The following is a 13,587-nucleotide window of genomic DNA, read 5'->3' as shown; positions in this document are numbered from 1 at the left end:
TTCACAAACTAACTCGAATGGTGAGTGAATAACATGAACAAAGAAGCATACGAAGAAATAAATACGTGGGCGGTTAAAAAATCAGCGATTTTAAAAAATAATCCCATGCAGTACATCATCAAAGCGATGCTGGCCAGCTTTTTCATCGGTTTTGCTATTATGCTTTCTTTTAAACTTGCTGAACCCTTTTTCGATGCGGGATCGCCTGCAACAGCGCTTATGCTCGGCGCATTTTTTGGCATTGCGCTCGTCTTGATTATATATGGAAGTGCAGAGCTGTTTACTGGCAATACGATGTATTTTACGATGAGTACCATAAGCGGCAAAACAACATGGAAAGATTCGCTGGCTGTTTTAGCCGTCTGCTATACAGGAAATTTATTAGGTGCGGTGTTCTTTGCTTTATTTATTGGCGTAGCCGGCATTTATAACGATCCGGCCAACTCTCAATACTTAATGGATGTCGTTTCACACAAAATGCATTGCCCGGCATCTGAATTATTTTTTAAAGCGATTTTATGTAACTGGATTGTCTGTCTCGCGGTTTGGATTCCGATGCAGATGAAGGGCGATATGGCAAAAATTGTGACGATGCTTTTGTTCGTCATGACCTTTGTGGTAGCCGGCTTTGAACATAGCATTGCCAACATGGTATTGTTCAGCCTGGCGCTCGCAGTGCCGCATCCAGAGGTGATCTCCGTTGCGAATGCCGTTCATAATTTACTTCCCGTGACAATCGGAAATATCATTGGAGGCAGTGTATTTGTCGGCATGGTTTATATGTATTTAGCTAAACCGGCGGACAAACCCGCACCGGAAGAAGCAAAAGAACGAATTTCCATTAAGCTGCTAAAAAAGTAAAAGCCGTCGATAAAGACGGCTTTTACTTTTTTAGCCAATTAAAATTCGTTCTTTCGGGTAATGGTAGGAATCTTTTATTTCTTTGCCGCGAATAAGGAACAAAAGGGAGAATAAGCCGACACGGCCAATAAACATAAGCCCGATTAAAATGATTTTCGCCGGTACCCCAATAAGGCCGGTAATGCCCAAAGAAGATCCAGTCGTTCCGAATGCAGAAGATGCTTCATAAATGATCGGCAGCAGTGCCACCTCAGGCTCTAGATAAGAAAGCATCATAATCGACATACACCATATAAATGACCCGGTGGCAACAACGACAAATGACCGGTGTACATCAATCGGGTGCACTTCCCGCTGAAACACTTTAATCGTATTTTTTCCGCGTGCAAATGTAAACACACTCAATGCCGCAATGGCAACGGTTGTCGTCCGTAAGCCGCCTCCGACACTGGACGGGGAAGCGCCAATAAACATAAGCATCGACAGCAGAAGAAGCGATGGCGTTGAAAAATCATTTAAATCCAGTGTCGTTAACCCCCCGCTCCTGGATGCAATCGACTGAAAAGCCGCATAAAAAAACGATTCATGCCATGTTTTATCGATCAAAAAGTTATGCCGTTCAAACAAAAGCAGCCCTGCAGTACCAACTGCGGCTAAAAGAACGTACATCGTCACCGTTAATTTTGTGAACAAGCTGAATGTAAACTTGCGTGAACCGCGATAGGTAAGAAAATCTTTTACTTCAATCAGCACAGGAAATCCGATTGCTCCAAGAATAATCAGCACCATGTGAACAAACTGGACGAAATAATCGTTCGCATATGGAATAAGCGAGGCACCGGTAATATCAAACCCTCCATTAGTGGTCGCACTGACTGATGCAAACAGACCATGCAGAAATGCTTCGCCGAGTGTCGGATAATATTGTGTGAAATAAATGCCGAGTACAATGGCACCGACGGCTTCAATCGCCAAAATAAGCAGGAAAATTTCACGCATTAACCTGACAAGCCCATTTAAATTCGTCCGATTTTGATCAGCCATAATGAGCTGCCGTTCCCGCATGCCGATTCGTTTGCCGAACAGCAGCCAAACCATCGAACTAAATGTCATAATACCAACACCGCCGACCTGCAAAATCAGCAAAATAAAAAAATAGCCGGTCGTGCTAAAGGTGTCAACCGTGCTGACAGGGGTGAGGCCGGTGACACTAAGAGCACTAACAGCGACAAAAACTGCATCAATAAACGCAATTTCAACACCTGGCTTATGGGCAACTGGCAGCAGCAATAAAATGCTTGAAAAAACAGCGCCTATCAAATAAAGAAGCACGATAACTTGAAAGGGAGACAGACGGAGTGTTCGTTTTAATTTCATTTTTACCATTATTGCCATACCCCATTCATGAAATCACCTTTTTTAGCTCTTTTGCCGCTTGCTTTAGTATGGGAACAGGCTGAACAAGTGCAATCCGCACATAGCCTTTGCCCGCTGTGCCAAACGCGCTGCCGGGAACCATCACGACACCAGACTCGTCAATGGCTTGAAACACAAACGCCCGGTCATCTTCTCCGCGCGGAATTTTCGCCCATAAAAACATCCCGCTGTTTGGACGCTCAACAGGCCAGCCAATATTCTGAAGCCCTGTCGAGAGGGCCTCGGCACGTGCGCGAAATTCAGCGCGAAGCTTGTCTGTAATTTCTTCCGCCTGATCAAGAGCAAAAGCCGCCGCTTTTTGTATCGGATCAAATACCCCGTAGTCGAGGTTTGATTTCAATTGTTTTAAAACAGCGATCATGCCGGCATTCCCGGCGAGGTAGGCAACTCGTGCACCAGCAAGGCTGAAACTTTTCGATAGAGAGTTTATTTCCATTCCGACGTCCATCGCCCCGGGGATAGCAAGAAAACTAAACGGCTTTTCACCTGTAAAATAAAATTCCGAATACGCTGCATCGTGAAGCACAATAATTTGATGCTTTTTAGTGAATGCGATGACCTGTTCAAAAAACGCGTCATCCGGCATCGCTGGTACCGGATTGCCTGGTAAATTTAAGAGCATCAATTTCGCTTTTTTCGCCACATCGTCCGGGATGGCGGACAAATCCGGCAAAAATCGATTTGCAGGCAGAAGCGGCATGTAATACGGGACAGCTCCTGCAAGCGTAATACCTGCTTCATAAGCCACGTAAGCCGGATTGGTCGTCAGAACAATGTCACCGGGGTTGCAAAATGCAAGCGGAAGATGAACGAGCCCTTCCTGAGAGCCCATCGTCTGAACGATTTCTGTCTTTGGATTTAGGTTTACCCCAGAACGTCTTTTATAGTAGTCGGCAACGGATTTATAAAAAAGTTCTGTTCCACCAAGTGTATAGCCGTATGCTTCCAGTTTCGCACTTTCATTGGCTAAAAGAGCCCGGATTCGCTCGTCCGGAGGCAAGTCCGGACTGCCGAGACTTAAATCAATCAGTGTTTTTCCTTTTTGTTTTTTTTCATCCGTATACGTTTTTAAATCACTAAAAATGGATGGGCCAAACGCAGCCATTTTTATAGAAGGTTCAATCGTCAAAACAAGCACCTCATTGCGTGGAAATATATATGTATGGGCACTATTTTACCATACCGGCCGAAAAAAGTATGTTGCGTTATTTGTTAACTTAAATTAAATTCAGTTGACAATAAAACGAAAAGACCTTTACAATAAAAAAAACGATTTATTGGAGGAATACATATATGAAAACAATTCACTGGATGCAGGCAGCCATGTTTGCGGCTATTATGGGCGTTTTAGGCTTCTTGCCGCCTATTCCGCTCTCTTTTACACCGGTGCCGATTTCCTTTCAAACAATTGGGGTCATGATTGCCGGCGGTGTACTCGGCGCGCGTCTCGGGGCACTCAGCCAAATTATCTTTCTCCTTACAGTCGCAGCAGGAGCACCGCTTCTTGCCGGAGGGCGCGGCGGTCTTGCTGTGTTTGCGGGACCAAGTGCCGGCTTTTTGATTTCTTGGATTGCAGGAGCCTTTGTTATTGGCTTGTTAACCCAACGTGCCGCTAAGCTGACAGCACGTCGGACGTTCGCTGCCAATCTTGTGGGCGGTGTCGCAGTTCTATACGCAATCGGCATACCGGTTCAATCCTTTGTTACAGGTGTTGGATTAAAAGAAGTGACGATTGCTAGCATGGCGTTTATTCCGGGAGATGTTTTAAAGTCGGCTGCTGCCGCTGTTCTTGTCCCGAAACTGCGGACAGCACTGCAGGCCGTGCCATCTTTTCGCCGCGCTGCTTAAAATTTGTTATAGTACTGTGGGGGGATCGATAATGAACATGACATCCACACAATCGCTCCGGGCACAAACGTGCCCGGAGTCTATTTGTGTACATACAAAAAATGAGGTTTTTACATGCAGCAGATGGGAAGACATAACGAAGCGGGCAGCAGCATGGCTTCTTTTACAGGGCCAGCCTGGAGATATCGTCGCGCTAACGGCACAAAATCGGTGGGAAACACTTGCTTTGTTTTGCGGCGCAGTCCGGGCCGGCTTTACTTTTATGCCGCTTGATCCACGAATGACCCATGCAGAACGAGCCGAGCGGCTTCAACTGGCAAAACCGGCGCTGTTTATTGGAGAAGACGATCTAAGTCAAATCGGCGGGCTTATTCAAAAAACAGCGCCTTCTTCCTATTGCCATCCGGATTCCGAAGCGATATTTTATTCCGGCTTCACTTCTGGGTCAAGCGGCACGCCAAAGCAATTTGCCCGAAATCAGTTTTCCTGGCTGAAAAGCTTTGAAGCGGGATTGGCTGATTTTCCATTGACCGGTCAGGAAACGGCGGTCATTGCCGGTCCTATTCATCATTCTCTTTTTTTATATGGCATGGCTTTTGCGCTTTTTAGCGGACAGCCGATTGTATTGATGGATAAATTTTTGCCGCAAAGTGTGATCGAAGCATTAAATACAACCGAATCGTTCGTTTTTTATGCGGTGCCGACGATGCTTGAAGCCATCGATCAGCAAGGAGGGCTTGCTTCTGCGGGGCTCGTTTTCTTATCCGGTGCCGGATGGACAGCTGAAAGAAAGCAGCAGTGGATGAATTCGTATCCAAAAGCGCCTCTTTACGAGTTTTACGGCGCATCCGAGCTGAGCTTTGTTTCTTATATGACGCCGAATGATTACAAAAAGCGCCCTGCTTCTTCCGGAAAGCCGAGTACAGGCGTGAAGATTGACATCCGTTCCAACGGAAAAAGCCTTCCTGCTCATCAGATCGGCACCGTTTTTGTGAAAAGTCCGATGCTGTTCAGCGGTTATGTGAAACAGGGATTATGCCAGCTGGATCTTGGGGAAGATGAATTTTATACAGTTGGGGATGCTGGCTATTTAGACGAAGAAGGCTATTTATACATCGTTGGCCGGGAGCAGTTTATGATCATTACCGGCGGCGTTAACGTGTACCCGGAAGAAATAGAACGCATCCTTGTTAAATGCCCGGGCGTTGAATTGGCCGCTATAACGTCCATCCCGGACCCATGGCTTGGTGAACGGATTGTTTGTTTTTATAAAGGAAAGGCCTCCACAACAGCATTACGAGCGTTTGCAAAGCAAGCATTGTCGGTTCAAAAAATGCCGAGACGCTGGATTCAAGTGAATGAACTGCCGCTTACATCAAGCGGGAAAATTGCCCGCAAAGAAGTACAAAAGAAAGCAAAGGAGGCGCTTCAATGACCGTTTACATCACGGATGCGCGCCGGACGCCCGTTGGCGTAAAAGATGGCATTTTTGCGCATATTGAGCCGGCTGAACTTGCCGCTCCTGTCATCGCGGCTTTAACAAAACCAATAAAACACCTGCCGGATGAAGTGATTCTCGGCAATGTGACCGGTCCAGGCGGGAATATTGCCCGCTTGTCTTCATTAATAGCTGGACTTCCTGAAGCGGTTCCCGGCTTGACGATTGACCGGCAATGTTCGTCCGGTTTAGAAGCGATCCGGCTTGGTGCTGCGCTTATTCAATCCGGAGAAGCACAATCCATCATTGCAGGCGGATGTGAAAGTTCCAGCACATCACCCCGTCCGGAAAAAGCCGTCTTTTCCCCGGAATTGATTGGCGATCCTGAAATGGGCATCGCAGCAGAATGGCTCGCTGAACGGGAACATATCTCCCGGAAAGAACAGGATGATTACGCGGTTTTAAGCTATAAAAGATACGGAGAATCGATAAAAAAACAGCGGTTTGTTGATGAAATTGTGCCGATTGCCGGCCATACGAAGGATGAAGCAGCCCTGAAAAAACGTCCGATTGAAAAAATGGCGCCGCGTGCGAAAGCCTCTTTTAAAAAAGGGGGCACTGTGACTCCCTTGAATGCATCAGCCTTTAACGATGCGGCATGTGCCGTGACAATGACATCTGTCAAAGCACCGGGCTTAAAAGTAGTTGCAAGTGCTGTGGCCGGTGCCGATCCCAACTTTCCGGCTGCAACACCTGTTCCGGCAATTGAAAAACTGCTTCAAAAAACCGGCTTATCCTCCTCACATATTGACGTATGGGAAATAAATGAGGCGTTTGCGGTAAAAATGGTCTATGCGGCCCGAAAACTGAACATTCCGTTCCGAAAATTAAATCCGGACGGAGGAGGACTTGCGTTAGGTCATCCATATGGCGCATCAGGCGCGATGCTCGTACTGCGGCTTTTTTACGGTATGCAGCAGCGCAAAGAAGCGTATGGGATTGCCGCAGTCGGAAGTGCCGGTGGAATTGGCGTTGCGATGCTGTTTGAACGTGTTTGAAAAATATTTCAGCTGGTTTTTCCCCCTACAGGCATGGGTATGATAAAAGAAATAGAGAGAATGGGGGATCCGTTATGAAAAAAAGATTGGATAAATGGGGGAGGAGGCGCTTATTCGCCATCCTTTTTTTGTCTTTATATGTCATGATTATGCTATATAACGTCTACCGGCCGCTGCCAGAAAACATTTCGTATGAAAGCAATGAATATATGGTTAAGGAAGAAGACGTCGATTTTTTCTATAATCTCTCAGGTGAAAAAAATGGTGAGAAATTTTTTCGTGAGGAAATTTTCACAAGAACGCTCGAAATTATAAACGAAGCAGAACGATTTATTGTTCTCGATTATTTTTTATTCAATTCGTACCATGAAAAAAAGAAAGAATATCCGGCGAATGTTCGAGCAATAACAGATGCATTACTGGCTAAAAAAGAAGCAAACCCGGATATGCCCATTATTTTCATCACAGATGAGGTGAATTCATCATACCGATCTCATTCCGTGCCGGAATTTGAGCAAATGAAAAAGGCAGGTATCGAGGTAGTGGAAACGAATATGGATGCGTTTAGGGACCCGACACCGGTCTACAGCGGATTTTATCGGATGCTGTTTACATGGTGGGGCGACAGCCAAAATGGATGGCTGCCAAACGTATTTTCCGACATGGCGCCGGATATGACAGTGCGTTCATATCTAAAACTCTTTAATGTAAAAGCCAATCACCGGAAAACGATTACGACGGAACAAACAACACTGATCAGCTCGGCAAATCCGCATGATGCGAGCTATTATTTTGCCAACGTGGCGTTTGAAGTAAAAGGAGCGCTCGTTGAAGACATGCTTAAAAGTGAAAAAGCGGCTGCGGACACTCGGCGTGAAATCAATTTTCCAGATTCCGTTGACCCGCATCAAAATGAAGGGGATGTTCATGTCCAGCTTGTAACAGAAGGGAAAATTCAAGAGGCGGTCCACGATGAAATTGAAGCAGCAAAAAAAGGCGATGAAATTTGGCTGACGATGTTTTATTTAGCCGACCGGACTATTATTGAAGGACTGACCGATGCGGCAGATCGCGGGGTGGACGTAAAGCTCATTCTTGATACAAACAAAAATTCATTCGGACGCAAAAAAACAGGCCTGCCGAATATCCCGATGGCAGCTGAACTGCGGGAAGACACAGACAACAAAGTAGAAATACGCTGGTTTGCCCATTCACCGGAACAGTTCCATCCGAAAATGATGTACGTAAAGCATCAGAATGAATCCGTGATCATCAGTGGATCCGCCAATCATACGTCACGAAATTTAAACAATTACAACCCGGAAACCAATGTGAAAATAAGAGCGGAAAATGACAGCCGTATCATTCGTGAGGTAAACGATTATGTCCATATGTTATGGGAAAATAAAGGCGCTCTTTATACTGATAACTATGAAAAACACGATGACGACATATCGCTAGGCAAACGAATGATCTACACCTTTCAAAAACTACTGCATTTTACAACATTTTAATCGAAGCGGCTCTGGCTGCTTCTTTTTAATCACAATACAGTATGTGCAAAATTCAAATTTGACAAATTTAAAACAAGCAACTAAACTAATAAGAAAAGGAGTTGTAAAAGGATGCCCAGAGGTGAAGGCAAATTTTTAATTAAACAGCGTGCTTTTTTAAAGCTTTATATGATCCGTTTTGTTGAAGAACATAAAATGTACGGCATGCAAGCGATGGATGAATTAAAAGCGTCTTTTAAACCATTTGGATACGAACCGAATCATTCGGAAATATACCGGTCACTTCATGAATTGATTGATGATGGGATTTTAATGCGCCAGAAAAAGGTACAGGAAGGCGCAAAGTATAAAGAAATTGTTATTTACCAATTTGCTGACTATGAAAAAGCGAAACTCTATAAAAAACAAGTAAAAACAGATCTCGACCGCAGCATGTCGCTATTACGAAAAGCGCTGGAGGATGTTTATTAAAAACAAGAAAGACAGCTTCTGAATAAACAGAAGCTGTCTTTCTTGTTCATGTTTTCTTAATAACAGTACTAGGCAAGCGCTTTGAGAACAAATTATTCCTTTTCTTCTTCATTTAATTTATTATCTTTTTCTCCATCCTGCATATCAACACCGTCATTAATGCTGTCATCCTGCTCAATTTGATCATCAAGCTGATCATTTTGATCCTCGTTATCTTGATCGGGTTCGTTTTCTTCATCCAGCTGGCCATCCTGCTGTTCTTCCGGTTCTTCACTTTCACCACAGGCAGACAAGCCGCCAAGCGTTAATACGGCTGCCATTCCGCTGGCGAGCAGCTTCTTTTTAAAATTGAGATCCAACGCTGTTTCCTCCTTTTTTTAAATTGATTTAGTAGATTTCTACCCTTCCCGTAAACAAATAAACAGCTGAGGGAATTGTGTAAATTGCTAAAATTTTTTGTACTGAAAAGGGTGAAAGTATGAATTAGTTTTTATGAACACAAAAACTTTTATTGTTAATATTTTTTTAATTTTTGTTTTATATACCTTTTCAGTTAAATTAATTAAATTATTCAATAATAAAGCGTTTTCAAAAAGCGAAAAGGAGTGTGTTACAATGACAATGCTCGCCATTCTTGGTTTTTCCATGGTAGCTGTATTTATGTATTTAATTATGAGCGGAAAGTTATCTGCGTTAATCGCCCTAATGATTGTACCGGCTGCATTTGCTGTGTTTGCCGGATTTGGTTCCAGCCTCGGTGATATGGCACTGGCCGGGATTACAGAACTTGCGCCAACCGGCGTTATGCTTATGTTTGCCATTTTGTATTTTGGGATTATGATTGATGCAGGACTTTTTGATCCAGTCGTCGGCAAGATTTTGAAAGCGGTTAAAGGCGATCCAATGAAAATAGTCGTTGGCACCGCCGTGCTGGCAATGATTGTTTCCCTTGACGGAGATGGCACGACGACGTACATGATTACGATTTCTGCCATGCTGCCACTGTATCAGCGCTTGAAAATGAATCCGCTTATTCTGCCGGCTGTCGCGTTAATGGCGGTTGGTGTGACAAATTTGACACCGTGGGGCGGTCCGACTGCCCGCGCAGCAAGTGCATTAAGCCTGGATATGCAGGAGTTGTTTAACCCATTGATTCCGGTTATGCTTGCAGGGGCTGTATGGGTAATCTTGTCTGCGTATTGGATGGGCAAACAGGAACGGAAGCGTCTTGGTATCCTTTCAATGGAAGAGCTCGGGCAGCCGGGAGAAGAAAAAAGCTATTTGACGTTTTTTGGCACAGCCGCTGTTTCAGAGGAAGAAGCAAAATGGAAACGGCCGAAGCTTATTTGGGTTAACTTTACGTTAACAATTGTCCTTATGGCGATGCTTATTTTAGGTGTTATGCCGCTTCCAATTTTGTTTATGCTTGCGTTTGCGATTGCGATCACCGTGAATTACCCAAATGTTATGCACCAAAAAGAACGGATTGCAGCACATGCGGGAAATGTGCTGGCAGTTGTATCACTTGTATTCGCAGCGGGTATTTTTACGGGTATTCTATCCGGAACGGAAATGGTCGATGCGATGGCCAATAGCCTTGTTGCAATCATTCCAGATTCAATGGGGCCGCACTTGCCGGTCATTACTGCTATTACAAGCATGCCGTTTACGTTTTTCATGTCCAACGACGCGTATTATTTTGGGGTTCTGCCTATTATTGCCGAAGCCGCTTCAGCATACGGTATCAGTCCTATCGAACTTGGCCGTGCGTCATTGCTCGGTCAGCCGGTTCATTTACTTAGCCCGCTTGTAGCATCAACTTATTTGCTTGTCGGGATGGCAAAGGTTGATTTTGGACAATATCAGCGTTTTACGATTCTTTGGACCGTTGGAACATCTATTGTGATGACGATTGCTGCTGTATTGTTTGGTGTTATTTCATTGTAATGTACAGCACAGCCCGGATTTTTCTCAAATCCGGGATTTTTTCTTTTCATCTGACCAAATGTTTCGTACAATTTGATCAAAAGCAGATTGGAGCCTCCATGAAAACGAAAACAGTCTCACTCCGGACGAAAATTTTTATGCTTGTTTTTTCATTGCTTTTTTTTATTATTGCCGGCATGTCTGCTGTTTTTTATGCCATTCAAATGGGAGAAACGGCGGAGCAGGTGCATCAGCTTTCTCTTCAAACGGCGCAGACCATTTCGTTTATGCCGGAGACAACCGCCTATTTAGTGGAACAGCGTGCGGACAAAATGTTATTGCCTGTACTTGAGCACATACAAGAGCGGACGGAAGCGCAGTCCATTTCCATTGCAGGACGAAACGGCATCATCCTGTCCACCTATGGCCGTGCCGAACCGCTTCGGGAGTCTGATAGACGCTCGCTTCTTTATGGCGGCACGTATACAGTAGAAGAAACAGGCACAGATGGACAAGCCATTATTGGAAAAGCGCCTATTATGAAAACAACAGATACCTACACGGAAGTGATTGGCACCGTTTCTGTTGAATTTTCAAAAAAGTCAATTGCAAAGAAAACCGCCGCTCAAACCGGGGACATCTTACTTGCAGCTGCTTTTGCTCTTTTAGCCGGGGTAGCCGGCGGGCTCTGGCTGACAAAAAGCATATTAGCTGACACACTCGGTTTTGAGCCGTCTAAAATTGCCGCTATGTATAAAAAAACGATTGATGAAATACGGCTCTATTCTGATGAATTACGTGCTCAGACACATGAGTTTATGAATAAGCTGTACGTTTTGTCTGGTCTTTTGCAGCTCGGGCGGAATGCAGCAGCGCTTGATTTTATTCAAAAAGAAGCGGATAGCGTTTCACTTCAAAATCAGATTGTATTCAAGCAAATTCAGGATGACCTCATTCAAGCTGTTTTATTAGGGAAAACGGCCAAAGCTTCCGAGAAAAAAGTATTGTTTATCATCGAGCGAGAAAGCACATTGTCGGCACTTCCTGACCATGTAGACGGCCACTCACTGCTGACGGTCATCAGCAACTTAATTGATAACGCTTTTGAAGCGGTTAAACAGACGCGCACGCCGCATGTTACATTTCTTATTACCGACGCGAGCCCAACGCTCATTATCGAAGTAACGGATAATGGGATGGGCATCGATGATCAGACACTCGGGCTTTTATTTGAAAAAGGCTATTCCACAAAAGGAGAAGGACGGGGATTTGGGCTCCATAATGTAAAAGAAGCCGTAGAATCATTTCATGGCATAATAGAAGTGATACCAAATGAACCCGCTGGAACCATTTTTACGATTTACATACCGAAAGAAGACTGACAAAAAGGGATGGATACTCATGATTCGTGTTGCGATCGCAGAAGACGACTTTCGTATTGCCAGTATACAAGAACAATTTCTGGATCAATTAGACGGCTTTACTTTCGTTGGAAAAGCACTCAATGCAGCTGATACGGTTGCACTGCTGGATAAAACGGAAACGGATTTGCTGCTGCTCGATATTTACATGCCGGACATGCTTGGCACAGAGCTTTTACCTGTATTAAAAGAACGTTTTCCTAAAACGGATATTATTATGATTACAGCTGCTTCTGAAAAACACATGCTGCAAGAAGCGCTCCGCTACGGTGTATTTCATTATTTAGTAAAACCCGTATCAATGGAGAAATTCAAGTCTGTGATGGAGGAATATGAAAAGAAAAAACATCTTTTAGCGGCAACAGACCATGTAACACAAGATGTGGTGGATGCGTATTTCGCCGGAACGGTGCAGGAGCCAGCTATACAGGCCGCTCAGCTTCCGACCGGCATTGACGGTGTTACATTAAATAGGATATCAGGTGTTCTTCAAGAGGTTGAGAGCGGCATTTCCATTGAAGAAATGGGCGCAGAAATTGGCGCTTCCCGTACAACGGCACGCCGTTACCTTGAATATTTGGTGACCATCGGCAAGTGCCGGGTCGAACATGAATATGGCATAGTCGGACGGCCGGAACGCCGCTATTTTAACGTTAAATGATGAAAAGATCCATACTTCTCTTACTTGCCGTCCTCTTAATCATTGGCTGCACACCATCTAACACATCGCTTTCGCAGCAGGAACTTACTTTTATTGTACCGGGTTCTCCGGATGGAGGATGGGATGCTCTTGCACAGTCCATCAAAACGGTTGTGGAAAAAGAAAAGCTGACGGAGCAGGAGGTGCGGATCGTCTATGAAGAAGGCGACGGGGGTGACAATGGATGGGCAGAATTAAAAAAAGCAGATCCTTATACAATTGCGATGACATCAAGCCTCTTATTAACCAATAACCTGCTTGGTCATAGTACCCTTAACTATCAGGAATTCACTCCACTCGCGACGATGGCAAGTGAGTGGCAGACCGTAATTGTTATGGATGATTCGCCGTTTCAATCCGTCAACGACTTTATGCAACAGCTGAAAAAACAGCCGGACTTGTATCCAGTTGGCATTGAACCACAATTTGGAAATGATGATCAAATTGCGTTTACCGAAGCAGCTCGTGCTACAGGAATTCCCGCTGCATCGCTTCGTTTTTTTCGCTATTCAAATGGTGACGAACTTTTGACCGCCCTCAAAGAAGGGGAGATTGCTGCAGCTTCTCTTTCATCTTCCCAGTCAGAAGCCTTTGCAGCAGAAGGGAATATTCGGATTATCACCATTTCATCGCCGGAGCGGCTCATTCATCTGCCTGACGTACCAACATGGAAAGAACATGGTATCGATGTCGTTTTTCCACATTGGCGCGGCGTGATAGGGTCTGGTGAAATGAGCGCACGGGAAAAAAAGCAATGGGTGTCCCTTTTGACGGCTGTTCAATCATCGCCTTATTGGGCAGAAGAATTAGAAAAAAACCATTGGACGTCCTTTTACCGAAATAGTGAAGATACCGAAAAACTGCTGGAAGCGGACCAGAAAAAATACCGCTACATCATGAATCAAAAATAAAA

Annotated in this window: 13 protein-coding genes; 10 read left to right on the top strand and 3 right to left on the bottom strand. The window is 44.7% G+C overall.

The features are described 5' to 3' along the window. The first annotated feature begins 33 nt into the window (after positions 1–33). Positions 34–861, top strand: coding sequence for a formate/nitrite transporter family protein (locus BA724_RS05750; RefSeq protein ID WP_069937701.1), 828 nt, complete (start codon positions 34–36; stop codon positions 859–861). A 30-nt stretch (positions 862–891) separates the two neighbouring features. On the opposite strand, the gene BA724_RS05745 is transcribed toward BA724_RS05750, so the two are convergent. Then, complete coding sequence (locus BA724_RS05745; RefSeq protein ID WP_069937870.1) at positions 892–2,238, bottom strand: TrkH family potassium uptake protein; 1,347 nt, start codon at positions 2,236–2,238, stop codon at positions 892–894. 25 nt (positions 2,239–2,263) lie between these two features. Beyond that, positions 2,264–3,427, bottom strand: coding sequence for an aminotransferase class I/II-fold pyridoxal phosphate-dependent enzyme (locus tag BA724_RS05740; RefSeq protein ID WP_069937700.1), 1,164 nt, complete (start codon positions 3,425–3,427; stop codon positions 2,264–2,266). A gap of 164 nt (positions 3,428–3,591) precedes the next feature. Between BA724_RS05740 and BA724_RS05735 the strand changes: the two genes are divergently transcribed. The 5 genes from BA724_RS05735 to BA724_RS05715 all read left to right on the top strand — a co-directional run bounded on the left by BA724_RS05735 (position 3,592) and on the right by BA724_RS05715 (position 8,627). Continuing rightward, positions 3,592–4,146 (top strand): biotin transporter BioY, encoded by a 555-nt coding sequence (locus BA724_RS05735; protein ID WP_069937699.1) that lies wholly within the window; start codon positions 3,592–3,594, stop codon positions 4,144–4,146. A 31-nt stretch (positions 4,147–4,177) separates the two neighbouring features. Further along, positions 4,178–5,581, top strand: coding sequence for an AMP-binding protein (locus BA724_RS05730; RefSeq protein ID WP_069937698.1), 1,404 nt, complete (start codon positions 4,178–4,180; stop codon positions 5,579–5,581). Next, complete coding sequence (locus BA724_RS05725) at positions 5,578–6,642, top strand: acetyl-CoA C-acyltransferase (RefSeq protein ID WP_069937697.1); 1,065 nt, start codon at positions 5,578–5,580, stop codon at positions 6,640–6,642. The genes BA724_RS05730 and BA724_RS05725 overlap by 4 nt, the downstream gene beginning before the upstream one ends. A gap of 74 nt (positions 6,643–6,716) precedes the next feature. Further along, the gene (locus tag BA724_RS05720; protein ID WP_069937696.1) at positions 6,717–8,156 is read left to right on the top strand and encodes a phospholipase D family protein; all 1,440 of its coding nucleotides are present in this window, start codon (positions 6,717–6,719) and stop codon (positions 8,154–8,156) included. A 111-nt stretch (positions 8,157–8,267) separates the two neighbouring features. After that, positions 8,268–8,627, top strand: a complete 360-nt coding sequence (locus BA724_RS05715) for a replication termination protein (RefSeq protein WP_069937695.1) — start codon at positions 8,268–8,270, stop codon at positions 8,625–8,627. 92 nt (positions 8,628–8,719) lie between these two features. Here the strand turns inward: BA724_RS05715 and BA724_RS05710 are convergent, their stop codons facing one another. Continuing rightward, positions 8,720–8,986, bottom strand: a complete 267-nt coding sequence (locus tag BA724_RS05710) for a hypothetical protein (RefSeq protein ID WP_069937694.1) — start codon at positions 8,984–8,986, stop codon at positions 8,720–8,722. A gap of 262 nt (positions 8,987–9,248) precedes the next feature. Here BA724_RS05710 and BA724_RS05705 point away from each other — a divergent pair, with 262 nt between their 5' ends. The 4 genes from BA724_RS05705 to BA724_RS05690 all read left to right on the top strand — a co-directional run bounded on the left by BA724_RS05705 (position 9,249) and on the right by BA724_RS05690 (position 13,585). Beyond that, a complete protein-coding gene (locus BA724_RS05705) occupies positions 9,249–10,574 on the top strand; it encodes a CitMHS family transporter (RefSeq protein ID WP_069937869.1) in 1,326 nt (441 codons plus the stop codon). Positions 10,575–10,672: 98 nt separating this feature from the next. Next, positions 10,673–11,935, top strand: coding sequence for a sensor histidine kinase (locus tag BA724_RS05700; protein WP_169818510.1), 1,263 nt, complete (start codon positions 10,673–10,675; stop codon positions 11,933–11,935). A 19-nt stretch (positions 11,936–11,954) separates the two neighbouring features. Beyond that, a complete protein-coding gene (locus tag BA724_RS05695) occupies positions 11,955–12,635 on the top strand; it encodes a response regulator (protein WP_069937692.1) in 681 nt (226 codons plus the stop codon). Then, complete coding sequence (locus BA724_RS05690; RefSeq protein WP_069937868.1) at positions 12,635–13,585, top strand: tripartite tricarboxylate transporter substrate-binding protein; 951 nt, start codon at positions 12,635–12,637, stop codon at positions 13,583–13,585. Before BA724_RS05695 ends, BA724_RS05690 begins: the two co-directional genes overlap by 1 nt. Positions 13,586–13,587 lie beyond the last annotated feature (2 nt).

Origin of the sequence: Domibacillus iocasae (genome assembly GCF_001750285.1) — a bacterium.
Taxonomy (GTDB): Bacteria; Bacillota; Bacilli; order Bacillales; family Domibacillaceae; genus Domibacillus; species Domibacillus iocasae.
Note: the sequence above shows the minus strand (reverse complement) of the source record. Positions and strands in the feature narration are given on the sequence as shown.